Genomic DNA, 16,792 nt, shown 5'->3' on the forward strand with positions numbered 1-16,792 from the left:
CGTCAGCGCTCCTCGGTGGGATCGTCTCCCCTGTCGATCGCCTCCCACAGCGACCTGTCGTCGCGGGGCCCCGCGGCCGGCCCCGGGCGGTCGTAGCGGGCCGACATGCCGGCCCACCCCGTGGCGCGCAGCACGGCCAGCACGCCGCCCGCGCAGAGCAGCACGCCGCCCGCCACCGCCACGTACGGCCAGGCGGTGTGGGCGATCGCCACGGCGTCCTGCGTGGCCGCCCCGACGGGATTGCGCCGGGCGGCGAGCTCCAGGGCCGCCGAACCCGCCGTCGCCACCCAGGCCGACAGCGCCACGCCCAGCCCGCACAGCGCCAGCACCGCGCCGACGACCCTGCGCCACACGCCCCTGGTCGCGAACAGCGCCACGACCGCCGCCAGCCCGGCCAGGGCCAGCGGCTGCGCGGCCGGCGCCAGCTCGCCGCCGGTCAGCTCGACCGGCGCGCCCGCGCCGTACGTGACGGTGGTCCAGACGCGGCCGGCGGCCAGCAGCGACAGGCCGGCGCCCGCCGCGCACAGCAGCAGCCAGAGGGTGAGCTCTCGTTTCACGACAGGGGCAGCGGATCGGCGTCGAAGCAGGTGCGGTCGCCGGTGTGGCAGGCGGCGCCCACCTGGTCGACCTTGACCAGGATCGTGTCGCCGTCGCAGTCGAGCGCGACGGACTTGACGTGCTGGACGTGGCCGGAGGTGTCGCCCTTGACCCAGTAGGAGGCGCGGCTGCGCGACCAGTAGGTGGCCCTGCCCGTGGTCAGGGTGCGATGCAGCGCCTCGTCGTCCATCCAGGCGAGCATGAGGACCTCGCCCGTGTCGTACTGCTGGACGATGGCGGGCACGAGCCCGTCGGGATTGCGCTTCAGTCGCGAGGCGACCTTCGGGTCGAGGGACATGCGGCCATTCAACCAGGCACGGGCGGCGATGCCGTCCCTCACCCCGGCGCACCGCCACCGCCGGTGAACCTGCACCGGCGGCCGCCCGCCCCACCGCCCTCATACGGCACCGGCGCCCGCCGTCCTGTCACCCTCATGCGGCACCGGCGCCCGCCCGTCCTTCCGCCCTCGCAGGGCACCGGCCGCCGCCCATCGTCCGCGGGCGGCGGCCGGTGCCCCTGCGCCTCGCGGGCAGGGGCGGGTCAGGAGCGGGCGGCGGAGACCCAGGAGGCGTGCAGGTCGGCGTAGACGCCGGGCTCGCGGACCAGGTCGGCGTGCGGGCCGCGCTGGACGAGGCGTCCGGCGTCGAAGACGAAGACCTCGTCGGCGTTCTCGGCCGTCGACAGCCGGTGCGCGATCGAGATGGCGGTCCGCCCCCTGGTGACCCCGTCGAGGGCACGGGCGAGCCGTACCTCGGTGGCCGGGTCGACGGCGGAGGTCGCCTCGTCCAGCAGCAGCAGGTCGGGGTCGGCGAGGTAGGCGCGGGCGAGGGCGACCAGCTGGCGCTCGCCCGCCGACAGTGACTCGCCGCGCTGTCCCACCGTGGTGGACAGCCCCTCGGGCAGGCCCTCCAGCCAGTCGGCGAGGCCCAGCTCGGTCAGCGCCAGCGCGATCTCCTCGTCGGTGGCCGACGGCCTGCCGAAGCGGACGTTGTCGGCGAGTGTCCCGTCGAACAGGAAGCCGTCCTGCGGCACCATGACGATCCGCTCCCGCAGCGAGGAGAAGCGCACGTCGCGCAGGTCGTGGCCGTCGACGGTGACGCGCCCGTCCACCGGGTCCATCAGCCTGGTCAGCAGCTTGGCGAAGGTGGTCTTGCCGGACCCGGTCTCGCCGACGACCGCGACGCGGGCGCGCGGGGGGATGGCGACCGACAGCTCGCGCAGGACCGGCGCGCCGCCGGGGTAGGCGAAGTGGACGTCCTCGAAGGCCACGGAGATCGGCCCGCGGGGCAGGCTGACGCCCTCCTCGCCGGGGTCGGCGACGTCGGGCGGGGTGTCGAGCACGCCGAGGACGCGCCGCCAGCCGGCGACCGCGTTCTGCGCCTCGTTCAGCACCTCGGTGGCGATCTGCAGCGGCGAGACGAACAGGGTGACCAGGAACAGGAAGGCGACCAGCCGGCCCGCGGTGATGTCGCCCGACAGGCCCAGCCTGACGCCGAGCAGGACGATCCCTGCGATGGCCGCGGCCGCCACGATCTCGGTCAGCGGGAAGACCAGGCCGACGATCTTCTGCGCCCTGACCTGCGCGCTCCGGTTGGCGTTGATCGCGGTGTCGATGCGGTCGGAGGTCCGGCGCTCGGCGCCGTAGGCGCGGATGACGGCCGCGCCGACGACCGACTCGCTCACGGCGGCGAGCATGTCGCCCGTGCGCTCGCGGACGATGGTGTAGGCGTTCGACAGCCAGCGCTGGAAGCGCGGCAGGGCGATCATCAGCGGGATGAAGCAGACCCAGACCAGCAGGGTCAGCTGCCAGGAGTAGACGAACATCAGCACCGTGGCGACCAGCAGCTGGCCGAACGCCACGATGATCATCAGGCCGCCCCACTGCATGAAGTTGCTGATCTGGTCGATGTCGTTGGTGACGCGGGAGACCAGGGCGCCGCGGCGCTCGGAGTTCTGGGTGAGCACGGACAGGTCGTGGACGTGCCGGAACCCGCGGACCCTGAGCGTGGCGAGGGAGGCCTCGGTGGCCTTGTAGAGGCGGACGTTCATCACGTAGCCGCACAGGGCGGTGATGACGACCGCCGCGGCGCACAGCAGGACCGCGCGCGAGATGTAGGAGATGTCCGGCGTGCCGGTCTTGAGGCCGGTGTCGATCGTCTGCTGCACGGCGATCGGCACGATGACCTTGCCGATGGTGGCGACGACGGCCAGGACGAGTGTGCCCGCGAGGCCCTTGCGGAACTCTGGCGTCAGCGAGAGCCCGTGTCGCACGGTGGCGAGCGCCGACCGCCCCGAGTCCTGGAAAGCGACGCTCATGCCACGACCTCTTCCTCTTCCTCTTCCGCCGTGATCGCGGCCCGCTCGGCCTCTTCGCGCTCGTAGGCGGTGACCAGGTTCCGGTAGCCGGGGCAGCGCTCGAGCAGCTGCTCGTGGCTGCCGCGGTCGACGACGTTGCCCCTGTCGAGATAGACCACCTCGTCGGCCAGCGCGATCGTGGCCAGCCGGTAGGCGATGACGACCACCGTCGAGGCGTCGCCCGGCCGGCCGGCCGTGTCCTGCTCGCCGGTCGCGGCCGCGTTCAGGTGGCGCAGGCCGTACAGGATCTTGGACTCGACCTGGGGGTCGACGCTGGAGGTGGCGTCGTCGAGGATGAGCAGGCGCGGGCGGCGGACGACCGCGCGGGCCAGCGCGATGCGCTGGCGCTGGCCGCCCGACAGGGTGGTGCCGCGCTCGCCGACCTTGGTGTCGAGCCCGGCGGGCAGCTTGGCGACGAAGCCGTCGGCCTGGGCCAGGCGCAGGGCGGCCCAGACCTGGTCCTCGGAGACGTCGAGGCCGAGCGTGATGTTGCCGCGCACGGTGTCGTCGAACAGGAACGTCTGCTGCGGCACCAGCGCGACCGTGTCGGCGATGCCGCCGTAGGCGATGTCGCGCAGGTCGACGCCGTCCAGGCGCACCTCGCCCTTGTCCGGGTCGACCAGGCGGCCCAGCGCCTGCACGAGCGTGGACTTGCCCGAGCCCGTGGGCCCGACCAGCGCCACGGTACGGCCCGCCGCCACCTCGAAGGTGACGTCGTGCAGCACCTCGGCCGTGCCGTAGGAGTAGGACAGGCCGGAGACCGCCAGCCCCACGGCGCCCGAACCGGGCACGCTCGAGCGGCCGTAGTCCATCGAGCCCGTCGCGTCGAGCACCGCCTGCACCCGCTGCCAGCCGACGACGCTGCGGGGCAGCTCGGCCAGCACCCAGCCGAGCGCGCGGATCGGGAAGGCCAGCAGCGTGAACAGATAGGCGACCTGGACCAGTTCGCCCGAGGTGATGGAGGCGGCCGACAGCCGCATCGCGCCGACCATCAGCACGATGAGCACGCCGAGCGTCGGCAGCGCCTCCAGCATCGGGTCGAACAGGCCGCGCACCCGGCCGACGGCGATGTTGGCGTCGCGCAGCTCGCGCGCCCTGCGCTCGAACCGCGCGGTCTCCAGGTCCTCGCGGCCGAGGGTCTTGACGACCAGGGCGCCGTCGAAGCTCTCGTGGGCGATCTCGCTGACCTCGGCGCGCAGCTGCTGGGCGCGCGTGGCCAGGGGGCTGAGCCTGCGCTGGTAGACCAGGTTCAGGACGGCGATGGCCGGGAAGATCAGGAAGCCGACGAGGGCGAGCACCGGGTCGGTGATCACCATCGCGACCGCGGCGGTGACCAGCATGACGATCACGCCCACGGCCATGGGCAGCGGCGCCAGCGGCGCCCAGGCCGCCTCGGCGTCGGCGCTGGCGTTGGACAGCAGCTGTCCCGTGGGGTGCTGCTGGTGCCACGACAGCGGCAGGCGCAGGTACTGCTTGGTGACGTCCCTGCGCGAGCGGGCCTGCATGCGGTACTGCAGGACGCCCGCCAGTATGCGCCGGCCCGCCACGCCGAGCGCCTTGAGCAGCGCGGTGCCGACGATGAGAAGGACCGAGATCCACAGCGCGCCCGCGGTGACCTCGCCCTTGGCGAAGGCGGGCAGGACGGCGTTCTCCGTGGCCCAGCCGAGCGCCCAGGCCGAGGCGACGGTCATGCCGCCGTACAGGGCGCTGCTCAGCACGGCGGCGGTGAACACCGCCTTCTCTGTGCGGATGGCGACCCCGAGAACGCGGAGTCCCTGGCGCATCACGGCTGAGGTGACCTTGGTCGCCACTCGAGGGAGATCCTTCCGCTGGGGATATTTGTACTTAAGTCCCTATCATGGTCGATCATCTGCTTATTCCCCGCCCCAGTAGAATCGTCTGGTGACTCACGCCCGCGGCGAACGCGCCGCACTGTGCGACCTGCTCGACACGCTCGGCCCCGACGCCCCCACGCTGTGCACGGGCTGGAGCACCCGCGACCTGGCCGCCCACCTCGTGCTGCGCGAGCGGAGGATCGACGCCAACCCCGGCATCGCGCTCAAGCCGCTGGCGGGCTACACCGCCTCGGTCCAGGAGGGCCTCAAGGCCAAGCACTCCTTCTCCGAGCTGGTCGGCCTCGTGCGCAGGCCGGGCGGCGTGTACGGCCTGCTGCCCCCGCTCGACGAGGCGGTCAACACGCTGGAGTACTTCGTCCACCACGAGGACGTGCGCCGCGCCCAGCCCGGATGGGAGCCGCGTGAGCTGCCCGACGACCTGGAGCGCCTGCTGTGGCGGCGCCTGGAGATGGGGGCCAGGATCATGCTGCGCCGGTCGCCGGTCGGGGTGGTCCTCCACCGCCTGGGCGGCGGGGTGGCCCTCGGCGGCGCCAAGGAGGGCCCCAAGGTGGAGGTCACCGGCAAGGGCAGCGAGCTGCTGCTGTTCTGCTTCGGGCGCCAGGAGCACACCAGGGTCGACCTGACCGGCGACGCCGACGCCGTCGCCCGCCTCACCCGCGCCCCGCTCGGCATCTGACCGGGCCCGGCGCGCGCGGGGCGGGCTCAGCAGGCGGCGGGCCCGGCCGTCCGGAGCGGCTGCGACCTCTCCACCTGGGCGATCCTGCGCAACGCCGCGACCAGCGCGTCCCCGAGCGAGGTGGCCACCACGACCAGTTCCATCGCGCGCTCTCTGTCGTCGGCCGGCCCCAGCACGCCGAGGTCGACCGCGGCGATCCGGTCGGCCGCGGCGGCGTAGGCGTCGAGCGCGGCGATCATGTCCTGCCGCCCGAGCTCCCCCAGCGCGGCCAGCACCCCGACGGCCATCCGCACCGCGGGATGGGCGGCCTGGGACCTGCTCCATCCCCTCCTGGTCATCATCTCGCCCATCAGCCGCTCGGCCGCGGCCAGGTGCGGGCCGCCCCGGGGCTCCTGGCGTCCGGTCATGGCCATCTGCGTGAGGGCGAGCAGGTCGTAGCCGGAGCGGTCGCCGCCGTCCAGGTGGCCGACCAGCTCACGGATCGTCGCGATCGGCAGCCCGCCGTAGTCGGCCAGCGCCCGTACGAGCCTGAGCCTGCGCACGTGCCCCCCGTCGTAGTCGGCCTGCCTGCGACCGACCGGGCGGCCCGGCGGCAGCAACCCCTCCCGCACGTAGAACTTGATCGTCGGGACGGGGATCCCCGTCGCCTCGCTCAGCTCCGCCATTCGCACGTCGTCCAGCCTCCTTGTTGGATAGCGTGACTATCCTAATCGGCGGCATCCCACACGAGGCCGTCCCCAGGGCTGGATTTCCGTATCCGGCAGCGAGTCCGCCGCCCGAATCGGGGTCGATGGCCGTACGATGGCCAGGTAAAGACGCCCCCCGGTTATGATCAAGAACATCTTCATAGAAGATGCCAGTGATCGCCCAGATCCGGGTATATACGGCTGGGAATGGACTGCAGGAGGCCCCCCATGCAGGTCAAGAAGGTCCTCACGTATCTCGCCGTGGCCTTCGTCGTCTTCTATCTGTTCACCCAGCCGAGGAACGCGGCGGCGGCGGTCAACAGTGTGTTCGACGGCATCGTCAACGGAGCCAATCAATTGGCCGTCTTCTTCACCAACGTCGTGACCTGACAGACGTGCCGACCCGTCTTGACCACGGGTCGCGCGTGTTGCCACCGACCTGAGATCGAAGAGCGTAGAGTCGATCGATGAGAGATCGCCGAAGCGTCATCGAGCGGGCCGAGACCGAGGGCGTCGAGCTCGTCCGGTTCCTCTATGCCGACCACGGTGGGGTGATCCGCGGCAAGGCGGTGTCCCGCACCCGGCTGGGCGAGCGGCTCGCCTCCGGCATCGGTCACACGGTGGCCATGATGGCGATGAACATGCTCGACCAGCTCCAGGAGGTCGAGCAGTTCGGGCCGGTCGGTGAGGTCCGGATCATGCCGGACCCGTCGACGTTCGTTCCTCTCCCCTACTCTCCTGGCGCCGCCGCCATGGTGTCCGACCTGGTCCAGCTGGACGGCACGCCGTGGGGCGCCTGCCCCCGCACCTTCCTCAAGGAGGCGATCGCCGAGCTCGGCAGCGAAGGCTACGCGCTCGTGGCCGCCTTCGAACCCGAGTTCACCCTCGGCCGCCGCCTGCCCGACCCGGCGGGCGGGGGCGACCGGCTGGTCCCGCTCGACGACAGCCTCTGCTACTCCACCACCGGCTTCGACCTGGCCCACGACTACGCCATCACGCTGGTCCGCGCGCTGGAGACCCAGGGGCTGCGGGTGGAGCACTACCACCCCGAGCTCGGCCACGGCCAGCAGGAGCTGTCGATACGGCACGCCCCCGCGCTCAGGGCCGCCGACAACCACGTCCTCTACCGCGAGACGGTGCGCGGCGTGGCCACGCGCATGTCCCTGTGGGCGTCGCTGGCTCCCAAGCCCATCGCCGACCAGGCCGGCAACGGCGCCCACCTGCACATGTCGCTGTGGGACCCCTCCCTGCACACCAACCTGTTCGACGAGCGGCCCGAGCTGATGAGCCGCTTCGTCGGCGGGCTGCTCGCCCACATGCCCGCGCTCACGGCGCTGACCTGCGGAAGCGTCAACAGCTTCCGGCGGCTGGCGCCGCGCATGTGGTCCAGCGCCTACGCCGTCTACGGGCCCGACAACAGGGAGGCCGCGGTGCGGGTCTGCTCGCCGGTCGGCGAGGAGGGCACGGCCAACCTGGAGCTCAAGCCGTCCGACTCCTCGGCCAACCCCTACCTGTCGCTCGGCGCGGTCATCCACGCCGGCCTCGACGGGATCCGGCGGGAGCTCGACCCCGGCGACCCCGTGCTCGTCGACCCCGACACCAGGCCGGGGGCCTACCCGCGGCTGCCCGCCACCCTCGACGAGGCGCTCGACGCCCTCGAGGCCGACCCGCTGCTCATGGCGGCGCTCGGACCGCTGCGCGCCGGCGCCTACCTGGCGGTCAAGCGCTCCGAGGCGGCCGCGTTCAAGGAGCGCGACGCGGCCTTCGAGGTCGCCCGGCACATGGGCGTCTTCTAGGACGGCCGGCCGCCAGGGCGCCGGCCGTCCGCGACCGTGGGACGGCCGCCTACCTGACCGGGTGGCCGGCCTGGCGCAGGCTGTCCTTCACCTCGGAGATCTTCAGCGTGCCGAAGTGGAACACCGACGCGGCCAGCACCGCGTCGGCGCCCGCGGCGACGGCCGGCGGGAAGTGCTCCAGCCGCCCGGCGCCGCCGCTGGCGATCACCGGCACGCTGACCGCGGCCCGCACGGCGCGCAGCATCTCCAGGTCGTAGCCGTCGAGGGTGCCGTCGCCGTCCATGGAGTTGAGCAGGATCTCCCCCACACCGAGCTCCTGGCCGCGCGCCGCCCACTCGACCGCGTCGATGCCGGTGCCGCGCCGCCCGCCGTGCGTGGTGACCTCGAAGCCCGAGGGCGTGCCCGGCGCCCTGCGGGCGTCGACCGACAGCACGACGCACTGGGCGCCGAACCGCCGGGAGGCCTCGGTCAGCAGCTCCGGCCGGGCGATGGCCGCGGTGTTGAGCGACACCTTGTCCGCGCCGGCGCGCAGCAGCCTGTCGACGTCGTCGACCGAACGGACGCCGCCACCCACGGTCAGCGGGATGAAGACCTGCTCGGCGGTCCTGCGGACCACGTCGAACATCGTCTCCCGCTCCCCCGACGAGGCGGTGATGTCGAGGAAGGTCAGCTCGTCGGCGCCCTCCTCGTCGTAGCGGCGGGCCAGCTCCACCGGATCACCCGCATCGCGCAGGTTCTCGAAGTTGACGCCCTTGACCACCCGTCCCGCGTCCACGTCCAGACACGGGATGACTCGAACCGCGACAGTCATGCTCGAAACGCCTCGATCTCGATCTCCACCAGCATCCGCTTGTCGATCAGCCCGGCCACCCTGACGCCCGTGCACGCGGGCCTGACGTGCCCCAGCACCTCCGACAGCGCGGTGCCGACCGCGTCGTAGTGGCCGTCGTCGACCACGTAGTAGCGCACCATGACCACGTCCTCCCTGGTCAGCCCGGCCGCCTCCACCGCGTCGAGCGCGATGTCGAAGGCGGTCATGGCCTGCCGGTAGGGGTCGCCCTCGTGCTGCACCTCGCCGTCGACGGTGGCCGTGCAGCCGGAGACCACGACCCGCGGCCCCGCCACGACGGCGCGGGCGTAGCCGTACCTGTCCTCCCAGACGCCGCCGGAGAAGATCCTCGTCCCTTCGCGCACGCAGCCTGCCTGGCCCATCACGCGTCCCTCCCTCAGGTCCTAGCCGCGTACCGCGGCCAGGGCGTCTTCCAGCGTGAAAGCCTGCGCGTACAGTGCCTTGCCCACGATCGCGCCCTCCACGCCGTGGGGCGCGAGAGAGGAGAGGGCGACGAGGTCGTCGAGGGAGGAGACCCCTCCACTGGCGACGACGGGCTTGTCGGTTCGATCGCAGACCTGGCGCAGCAGGTCCAGGTTCGGTCCGCGCAGTGTTCCGTCCTTGGTCACGTCCGTCACCACGTACCGGGGGCAGCCGTCGGCATCGAGCCGGTCGAGCACCTCCCAGAGATCGCCGCCCTCCTCGGTCCACCCGCGGGCGGCGAGCGTGGTGCCGCGCACGTCGAGCCCGACCGCGATCTTGTCACCGTGCTCGGCGATGACGCGCCTGCACCAGTCCGGGTTCTCCAGCGCCGCGGTGCCGATGTTGACCCTGCGGCAGCCGGTGGACAGCGCCGCCGCCAGCGAGGCGTCGTCGCGGATGCCGCCGGTCAGCTCCACGTTGATGTCGAGCTTGCCGACCACGTCGGCCAGCAGTTCCCTGTTGGAGCCGCGGCCGAAGGCGGCGTCGAGGTCGACCAGATGGATCCACTCGGCGCCCGCCTCCTGCCAGGCCAGTGCCGCGGTCAGCGGGTCGCCGTAGCCCGTCTCGGTGCCGGCCTCCCCCTGCACGAGGCGTACGGCCTGGCCGTCGACGACATCCACGGCGGGCAGCAGTACGAACGACATGTTCCTCAGGTCCTCCGGTCAAAGGCGAGCGTGACGATCACAGGGACGAACAGCAGGGAGAGCACGAACACGGCCAGGCTGACCTGCCACGACGACCACAGCAGCCAGACCAGCAGCTGGGCGACGAGGAAGAGCACGGCGACGAGGCCGTTCTGCGCCCGCTGGCGGCGGGCGATGAGCCCGCCCTGCCTGGCGTAGCGGACCGGGCGCGGGACCAGCCGGGCGAGCAGGGCGCTGCGGCGCGACCTGCGCGCCATCCGCTCGGCGTTCAGCAGGGCGGCGCGCTCGCGCTCGGCCTCGCGGGCGGCCCGGCGCCGGGCCCGTTCCTTGCTCACGGCACCGCCCCTGACCTGCCGGTGGGCGGGGGCGCCATCACCGCGGCCCGTTCACAGCGTGCCGACCCAGTTCTTCAGCAGGGCCGCACCCGCGTCCCCTGACTTCTCCGGGTGGAACTGGGTGGCCATCAGCGGGCCGTTCTCCACCGCGGCCACGAACGGCACGCCGTGCTCGGCCCAGGTGACCAGTGGTGGGGCGAAGCCTTCGCCCGGATGCAGCTCCCATTCGCGCACGCCGTAGGAGTGGACGAAGTAGAAGCGGGTGTCGGCGTCGATCCCGGCGAACAGCACGCTGCCATCGGGCGCCTTGACGGTGTTCCAGCCCATGTGCGGCAGCACGGGGGCCTCCAGGTGCTCGACCGTGCCGGGCCACTCGCCGCACCCCTCGGTGACCACGCCGTGCTCCACGCCGCGCTCGAACAGGATCTGCATGCCGACGCAGATCCCCAGCACGGGACGGCCGGCCGACAGGCGGCGGCCAATGATCCTGTCGCCGATGACGCTCTTCAGCCCCGCCATGCACGCCGCGAAGGCGCCCACGCCCGGCACGACGAGGCCGTCGGCGGCCATGGCGGCGTCGTAGTCGGCGGTGACCGTCACCTGGGCGCCGGTCCTGGCAAGCGCCCGTTCGGCCGAGCGCAGGTTGCCCGAACCGTAGTCGAGGACGACGACGTTCTTGCTCACCACCACAACACCCCCGCCACCAGCGCCATCGCGGCGCCGACGCCGCAGACCACCGCGCCGATCCGCAGGCCCTGCTTGATCAACGACACCACGCCGCCGACCAGGAACAGGCCGATGAAGACCATCACGATCGCCGTCCAGTTGTCGCTCATGCGGCCTCCCCCCGCGCCGGCCCGGTCGTCCGGCGGCACTCGGTCACAGCACGCCCTTGGTGCTCGGGACGCCGATGGCGCGCGGGTCGCGCTCGCTGGCCTCGCGCAGCGCCCTGGCCAGCGCCTTGAACTGGGCCTCGACGATGTGATGGGCGTTGCGCCCGTACGGCACGCGCACGTGCAGGCAGACGGCCGCCTGGGCGACGAACGACTCGAGGATGTGCCGGGTCATCGTCGTGTCGTACTCGGGACCGATCATGGGGGCCATGCCGTCGGGCTCGGAGTGCACCAGGTAGGGGCGTCCGGACAGGTCGACGGTCACCTCGGCGAGCGCCTCGTCCAGCGGGCAGGACGCGTTGCCGTAGCGCCTGATGCCGGACTTGTCGCCCAGCGCCTCGCGGAAGGCGGCGCCCAGTGCCAGCGCGGTGTCCTCGATGGTGTGGTGCGAGTCGATGTGCAGGTCGCCCTCGGTCTTGACGGTCAGGTCGAACAGACCGTGCTTGCCGAGCTGGGCAAGCATGTGGTCGTAGAACCCGACCCCGGTGGCGACGTCGACCACGCCGGTGCCGTCGAGGTTCACCTCGACCAGGACCGACGTCTCCTTCGTCACCCGCTCGACACGTCCGACTCGAGCGCGGCCGCCTTCGTCGGCCACCTTCGATGCCGAGCTGTGTCGATCGGTTCGCTCGCTGCGCTCACTCACAGGACCCCCTCCAGGGCTGCACGGAATGCCGTCATCTCCTCAGTGGTGCCGATCGACACCCGCAGCCACTCGGGCGGCCCGACCTCGCGGATCAGGACGCCTCGCTGGAGCAGCCCCTCCCAGATCGTGCGCCGGTCGCCGAACCGGCCGAACAACACGAAGTTCGCGTCCGAATCGGCGACCGTCAAGCCCTTGCCGCGCAACCATTCGACGATGTCGTCGCGCTCGCGCCGGAGCGTGTCGACGGTGCCGAGCAGCTCGGCCCGGTGCCGCAGCGCGACCCTGGCCGTGGCCTGCGTGACCGTCGACAGGTGGTACGGCAGCCGGACCAGCAGCATCGCCTCGACCACGGCCGGGTGCGCGGCCAGGTAGCCCAGGCGGGTGCCCGCCATGGCGAACGCCTTGGACATCGTCCGCGTCACGATCAGCCGGGGGTGGTCGGCCAGCAGCGTCAGCGCCGACGGCGTGCCGGTGCGGGCGAACTCGGCGTAGGCCTCGTCCACCACGACCATGCCGGGAGCGGCCGCGGCGACCCGCGCGATGGTCTCCAGCGGCAGCGCGGTGCCGGTCGGGTTGTTGGGCGAGGTCAGGAAGACGATGTCGGGCCGGTGCTCCTCGACCGCGGCGACGGCCTTGCCGGGGTCGAGCGAGAAGTCCTCCTCGCGCGCGCCCGAGATCCACTCCGTGCTGGTGCCGGTGGTGATGATCGGGTGCATGGAGTAGGACGGCTCGAAGCCGATCGCGGTGCGCCCGTGGCCGCCGAAGGCCTGCAGGATCTGCTGGAGCACCTCGTTGGAGCCGTTGGCGGCCCAGACCATGTCGCGGGTCAGCCCGTGGCCCAGGTAGTCGGCCAGGTCCTGGCGCAGGGCCAGGGCGTCCCTGTCGGGGTAGCGGTTGAGCGCCGCCGCGCCGCGCCTGATCTCCTCGGCCAGGTCGTCGACCAGCGCCTGGGAGGGCGGGTAGGGGTTCTCGTTGGTGTTGAGCTGCACCGGCACGTCGAGCTGGGGAGCACCGTACGGCTTGCGCCCCCGCAGGTCGTCGCGGATCGGCAGGTCGTCGAACCTCATGAGGGGATCTCCCAGTCGAACCTCGCGCGGATGGCGGCGCCGTGGGCGGGCAGGTCCTCGGCGTCGGCGAGCACGCAGGTGTGCTCGGCCGCCCCGGCCAGCGCCTCGCGGGTGTAGTCGATCACGTGGATGCCGCGCAGGAACGACTGGACCGACAGCCCGCTGGAGTGGCAGGCGCACCCGCCGGTGGGCAGCACGTGGTTGGAGCCGGCGAGGTAGTCGCCCAGGCTCACCGGGCTGTAGGGACCGACGAAGATCGCGCCGGCGTTGCGCACCCTGGCCGCCACCTCGGCCGCTCCGGCCGTCTGGATCTCCAGGTGCTCGGCGGCGTAGGCGTCGACGACCCTGAGCCCGGCGGCCATGTCGTCGACCAGCACGATGCCCGACTGCCGGCCGGCCAGCGCCTCGGAGATCCGCTCGGAGTGGCGGGTCGCGGCGACCTGTCCCGGCAGCTCCTTCTCGACCGCCTCGGCCAGCTCGACGCTGTCGGTGACCAGCACGGCCGCCGCGATGACGTCGTGCTCGGCCTGGCTGATGAGGTCGGCGGCCACGTGCCGGGGATCGGCGGTGGCGTCGGCGAGGATGGCGATCTCGGTGGGGCCCGCCTCGGAGTCGATGCCGATGACGCCCTTGAGCAGCCGCTTGGCCGCGGCCACCCAGATGTTGCCTGGTCCGGTCACCATGGTGGCGGCCGGGCACTCCTCGGTGCCGTAGGCGAACATCGCCACGGCCTGCGCCCCGCCGACGGAGTAGACCTCGTCCACGCCGAGCAGCGCGCAGGCGGCCAGGATCGTGGGGTGCGGCAGCCCGCCGAACTCCTTCTGCGCGGGGCTGGTGACGGCCAGCGACTCGACGCCCGCCTCCTGGGCGGGAACGACGTTCATGACCACGCTGGAGGGGTAGACCGCGCGCCCGCCCGGCACGTAGAGGCCGACGCGCTCGACCGGCACCCACCGCTCGGTGACCGTGCCGCCGGGGACCACCTGGGTCGTGGTGTCGGTGCGCCGCTGGTCGCGGTGCACCTTCCTGGCCCGCGTGATCGACTCGACGAGGGCGGCCCTGACCTTGGGGTCAAGGTCGTCCAGCGCCTGCCGGATCGCCTCGGCGGGAACCCTGGCGGACGTGATCTCGACACCGTCGAACCTGGCGGTCAGCTCGCGAACGGCTGCCGCCCCGCGATGGCGCACCGCGTCGCAGATGGGCCGCACCTTCTCCAGGGCGGCCTCGACGTCGAGTTCGGCGCGGGGCAGCACGTCGCGCAGGTTCTCCGGCAGAGAGCCGCGCAGGTCGATACGGGAAATCACCCATACAGTCTACGGACAGTCTCAGGCACAACCGCTTCTGTCCATATTGCGGGACAGCCAGGGCATTCGCCGTATTTCTCCATGCATGGCGGGGCATTTCCGCAGGCACGGCGTGGCCGCCGATCCTCTACGATCGGCACCGTGAGCAAGGCGAAGAAGGGCGGGCAGGGCACCCCCGCGACGGTCGCGCTGGCCAAGGCACAGGTCGACTTCACGCTCCACCCCTACGAGCACGACGCCAACGCCCAGGCCTACGGCGAGGAGGCCGCCGACGCGCTGGGCCTGCCGTACGAAAGGATCTTCAAGACGCTGGTGGCGGAGGTCGAGAGCGGGCTCGCGGTGGCGGTCGTGCCGGTGGCGGGCAAGCTCGACCTGAAGGCGTTCGCCGCGGCGCTGGGCGGCAAGCGGGCCGCGATGGCCGACGCGGCGAAGGTCGAGCGGGTCACCGGTTACGTGGTCGGCGGCATCAGCCCCCTCGGGCAGCGCAAGCGGCTGCCCACCGTGGTCGACGCCTCCGCGCTGAGCTTCGAGACGATCTACTTCTCGGCCGGCAAGCGCGGCCTGCAGATCGAGACCGCGCCGGCGAACCTGGTCGAGCTCACCGGGGCGGCCACCGCGCCGATCGCCAAGACCGGTTGAGGGCCGGTCAGCTGGCAATCCTTGCCATCGCCGGGCGCGGGCGCATGCGGCAGGATCGCAAGAGTGACCGAACTGCACTACCTCACCGCCACTGAGATGGCCCGCCTGGTGCGGGCCCGCGAGGTGAGCGCCGTCGAGCTGCTCGATGCCCACCTGGCGCGCATCGAGCAGGTCAACCCGGCCGTCAACGCCATCGTGACGCTGGTCGCCGAGCGGGCGCTGGACCAGGCCAAGGCGGCCGACGCGGGCGAGCCCCGAGGCCCGCTGCACGGCGTGCCCGTGGCCCACAAGGATCTCGTCGACACCGCGGGCATCAGGACCACGTACGGCTCGCCGCTGTTCGCCCACCACGTCCCCGGCCAGGACGACCTGCTGGTCGAGCGGCTCAGGAAGGCCGGGGCGATCACGGTGGGCAAGACCAACACGCCCGAGTTCGGCACCGGCTCGCACACCGTCAACGAGGTGTTCGGCGCCACCCGCAACCCCTACGACCTGTCCAGATCCGCCGGCGGCAGCAGCGGGGGCGCCGCGGCCGCGCTGGCCACCGGGATGGTGCCGCTGGCCGACGGCTCCGACATGGGCGGCTCGCTGCGCAACCCGGCCAGCTTCTGCAACGTGGTCGGCCTGCGCCCGACGCCGGGCCGCGTTCCCGACATCTCCGACACCGCCGCCTGGTACACGCTGGCGGTCTCGGGGCCGATGGCCAGGACCGTCGAGGACCTGGAGCTCATGCTGTCGGTGATGTCCGGCTTCGACCCGCGCTCGCCGTACGCGATCACCGAGCCGTACACCCCCGACCCGGAAACCTCCGTGCGCGGCCTGCGGGTGGCCTTCAGCCCCGACCTCGGCGGCCTGCCCGTCGACCCCGAGACCGCGGCGGTCACGGAGGCGGCGGTGCGGGTGCTCGACCGGCTCGGCGCCGTCGTGGAGCGCGTGGACCTCGACCTGTCCGACGCCGACGACGCCTTCAGGACCTACCGCGCCTGGTACTACGCGCTGAGCTTCGGCGAGCTGGAGAGGCTGGGCGCCAACACCGCCTGGAACGTCGAGCAGGGCCGTACGGTGACCGGCGCCGACCTGGCCCGCGCCGAGAAGCTGCGCAGCGGCCTCTACCAGCGCATGGCCGCCTTCTTCGACACCTACGACGTGCTGGTCGCGCCGGTCAGCCAGGTGCCGCCGTTCCCCGTCGAGCGGCCCTACGTCGACGAGATCAACGGTGTGAAGCTGCCCGACTACCTGGCCTGGATGCGCTCGGCGTACTGGATCAGCGTCCTGCACGCCCCCGCGGCCTCGGTGCCGGCCGGCTTCACCTCGACGGGGCTGCCGGTGGGCGTGCAGATCGTCGGCCGGCCGTTCGCCGACGCCAGGGTGCTGCGCGTGGCCCGCGCCTTCGAGCAGGCCACCGGGTACGGCTCGCGCCGCCCCGATCTGTAGCGCGGTTCAGGGCACGGCCTGAAGAGCGGTCTAGAGCCCCTCGATCTCCCCGTACGGCCGGCGCAGCGGCGACTCGCGGTAGGCGACCACGGCCTCCATCGTCCCGTAGAGCCCCACCGCGAGCAGCGGCCAGGCCACCAGCACGCCCTTGGCGGTCAGGACGAGCGCTCCGGCCACCACCTTCACGCCGGGCACGGCGGCGGCGGCCTCCACGGTGACCGTGGCGAGGGTGAAGGTCGTGCCGGCCCACTGCGCGACGAAGGCCGCGGCGGCGCCGCCGGCCGCCAGCCCGAGCAGCACCTCCAGGCGCCTGTCACGGGCCAGGTTCCACGCCACGACCGCGCAGACCAGCCCGATGCCGCCCGTGACCACGGCGAACCAGCCGTCGGCGGCGATGAGGGCCTGGGTGGAGGGGTCGGCCAGCACCGGCCGGCCGTTGACGATCGCGTAGGGCGCCCGGGGCGCGAGCAGGGACCAGGCCAGACCCGCGGGGACGCCGAGGGCGGCCAGCGCCAGAACGGTCACCGCGAAAGCCCGCACATGCCCCACGAG

20 protein-coding genes are annotated in these 16,792 nt (G+C 72.5%); 5 read left to right on the forward strand and 15 right to left on the reverse strand.

Features of this window, described 5'->3' with window-relative positions; genetic code table 11:
- Positions 1–2: 2 nt before the first annotated feature.
- The 4 genes from ACWDLG_RS17395 to ACWDLG_RS17410 all read right to left on the reverse strand — a co-directional run bounded on the left by ACWDLG_RS17395 (position 3) and on the right by ACWDLG_RS17410 (position 4,736).
- Entirely contained in the window at positions 3–557 is a 555-nt protein-coding gene (locus ACWDLG_RS17395) for a Trp biosynthesis-associated membrane protein (RefSeq protein ID WP_449920939.1), read from the reverse strand.
- The gene (gene hisI, locus ACWDLG_RS17400; RefSeq protein ID WP_354910418.1) at positions 554–895 is read right to left on the reverse strand and encodes a phosphoribosyl-AMP cyclohydrolase; all 342 of its coding nucleotides are present in this window, start codon (positions 893–895) and stop codon (positions 554–556) included. Before hisI ends, ACWDLG_RS17395 begins: the two co-directional genes overlap by 4 nt.
- Before the next feature lie 242 nt (positions 896–1,137).
- The gene (locus ACWDLG_RS17405; protein WP_449920941.1) at positions 1,138–2,913 is read right to left on the reverse strand and encodes an ABC transporter ATP-binding protein; all 1,776 of its coding nucleotides are present in this window, start codon (positions 2,911–2,913) and stop codon (positions 1,138–1,140) included.
- Positions 2,910–4,736 carry an ABC transporter ATP-binding protein gene (locus tag ACWDLG_RS17410; RefSeq protein WP_449921433.1) on the reverse strand — a complete coding sequence of 609 codons (1,827 nt, stop codon included), beginning with the start codon at positions 4,734–4,736 and terminating at the stop codon, positions 2,910–2,912. The genes ACWDLG_RS17405 and ACWDLG_RS17410 overlap by 4 nt, the downstream gene beginning before the upstream one ends.
- A gap of 118 nt (positions 4,737–4,854) precedes the next feature.
- Between ACWDLG_RS17410 and ACWDLG_RS17415 the strand changes: the two genes are divergently transcribed.
- The gene (locus ACWDLG_RS17415; protein WP_449920944.1) at positions 4,855–5,484 is read left to right on the forward strand and encodes a TIGR03085 family metal-binding protein; all 630 of its coding nucleotides are present in this window, start codon (positions 4,855–4,857) and stop codon (positions 5,482–5,484) included.
- Positions 5,485–5,510: 26 nt separating this feature from the next.
- On the opposite strand, the gene ACWDLG_RS17420 is transcribed toward ACWDLG_RS17415, so the two are convergent.
- Positions 5,511–6,149: a MerR family transcriptional regulator gene (locus ACWDLG_RS17420; RefSeq protein ID WP_449921435.1), complete on the reverse strand. Its 639-nt coding sequence runs from the start codon at positions 6,147–6,149 to the stop codon at positions 5,511–5,513.
- A gap of 249 nt (positions 6,150–6,398) precedes the next feature.
- Between ACWDLG_RS17420 and ACWDLG_RS17425 the strand changes: the two genes are divergently transcribed.
- Entirely contained in the window at positions 6,399–6,560 is a 162-nt protein-coding gene (locus tag ACWDLG_RS17425) for a hypothetical protein (protein ID WP_354910408.1), read from the forward strand.
- Positions 6,561–6,637: 77 nt separating this feature from the next.
- Entirely contained in the window at positions 6,638–7,966 is a 1,329-nt protein-coding gene (locus tag ACWDLG_RS17430) for a glutamine synthetase family protein (protein ID WP_449920947.1), read from the forward strand.
- 49 nt (positions 7,967–8,015) lie between these two features.
- Here the strand turns inward: ACWDLG_RS17430 and hisF are convergent, their stop codons facing one another.
- The 9 genes from hisF to hisD are packed head-to-tail and all read right to left on the reverse strand — an operon-like array spanning position 8,016 to position 14,167.
- Positions 8,016–8,777 (reverse strand): imidazole glycerol phosphate synthase subunit HisF, encoded by a 762-nt coding sequence (gene hisF / locus ACWDLG_RS17435; protein ID WP_354910403.1) that lies wholly within the window; start codon positions 8,775–8,777, stop codon positions 8,016–8,018.
- Entirely contained in the window at positions 8,774–9,178 is a 405-nt protein-coding gene (locus ACWDLG_RS17440; protein ID WP_354910537.1) for a Rid family hydrolase, read from the reverse strand. Before ACWDLG_RS17440 ends, hisF begins: the two co-directional genes overlap by 4 nt.
- Positions 9,179–9,199: 21 nt before the next feature.
- Positions 9,200–9,922 carry a bifunctional 1-(5-phosphoribosyl)-5-((5-phosphoribosylamino)methylideneamino)imidazole-4-carboxamide isomerase/phosphoribosylanthranilate isomerase PriA gene (gene priA / locus ACWDLG_RS17445; RefSeq protein ID WP_354910400.1) on the reverse strand — a complete coding sequence of 241 codons (723 nt, stop codon included), beginning with the start codon at positions 9,920–9,922 and terminating at the stop codon, positions 9,200–9,202.
- A gap of 5 nt (positions 9,923–9,927) precedes the next feature.
- Positions 9,928–10,257: a hypothetical protein gene (locus tag ACWDLG_RS17450; RefSeq protein WP_449920951.1), complete on the reverse strand. Its 330-nt coding sequence runs from the start codon at positions 10,255–10,257 to the stop codon at positions 9,928–9,930.
- Between the two features lie 51 nt (positions 10,258–10,308).
- A complete protein-coding gene (gene hisH, locus ACWDLG_RS17455; RefSeq protein WP_354910398.1) occupies positions 10,309–10,941 on the reverse strand; it encodes an imidazole glycerol phosphate synthase subunit HisH in 633 nt (210 codons plus the stop codon).
- Positions 10,938–11,093 (reverse strand): hypothetical protein, encoded by a 156-nt coding sequence (locus ACWDLG_RS17460; protein WP_354910395.1) that lies wholly within the window; start codon positions 11,091–11,093, stop codon positions 10,938–10,940. The genes hisH and ACWDLG_RS17460 overlap by 4 nt, the downstream gene beginning before the upstream one ends.
- A 43-nt stretch (positions 11,094–11,136) precedes the next feature.
- The gene (gene hisB, locus ACWDLG_RS17465; protein WP_354910535.1) at positions 11,137–11,748 is read right to left on the reverse strand and encodes an imidazoleglycerol-phosphate dehydratase HisB; all 612 of its coding nucleotides are present in this window, start codon (positions 11,746–11,748) and stop codon (positions 11,137–11,139) included.
- A 44-nt stretch (positions 11,749–11,792) separates the two neighbouring features.
- The gene (locus ACWDLG_RS17470) at positions 11,793–12,863 is read right to left on the reverse strand and encodes a histidinol-phosphate transaminase (protein ID WP_449920954.1); all 1,071 of its coding nucleotides are present in this window, start codon (positions 12,861–12,863) and stop codon (positions 11,793–11,795) included.
- A complete protein-coding gene (gene hisD / locus ACWDLG_RS17475; protein WP_449920956.1) occupies positions 12,860–14,167 on the reverse strand; it encodes a histidinol dehydrogenase in 1,308 nt (435 codons plus the stop codon). Before hisD ends, ACWDLG_RS17470 begins: the two co-directional genes overlap by 4 nt.
- A 141-nt stretch (positions 14,168–14,308) precedes the next feature.
- Between hisD and ybaK the strand changes: the two genes are divergently transcribed.
- Positions 14,309–14,806, forward strand: coding sequence for a Cys-tRNA(Pro) deacylase (gene ybaK, locus ACWDLG_RS17480; RefSeq protein ID WP_449920959.1), 498 nt, complete (start codon positions 14,309–14,311; stop codon positions 14,804–14,806).
- A 63-nt stretch (positions 14,807–14,869) separates the two neighbouring features.
- Positions 14,870–16,240: an amidase gene (locus ACWDLG_RS17485; RefSeq protein WP_449920961.1), complete on the forward strand. Its 1,371-nt coding sequence runs from the start codon at positions 14,870–14,872 to the stop codon at positions 16,238–16,240.
- Between the two features lie 30 nt (positions 16,241–16,270).
- Here ACWDLG_RS17485 and ACWDLG_RS17490 read toward each other — a convergent pair whose 3' ends face one another.
- Positions 16,271–16,789, reverse strand: a complete 519-nt coding sequence (locus ACWDLG_RS17490) for a hypothetical protein (RefSeq protein WP_449920964.1) — start codon at positions 16,787–16,789, stop codon at positions 16,271–16,273.
- Positions 16,790–16,792: the final 3 nt, after the last annotated feature.

The organism is Nonomuraea sp. NPDC003727 (assembly GCF_053586935.1).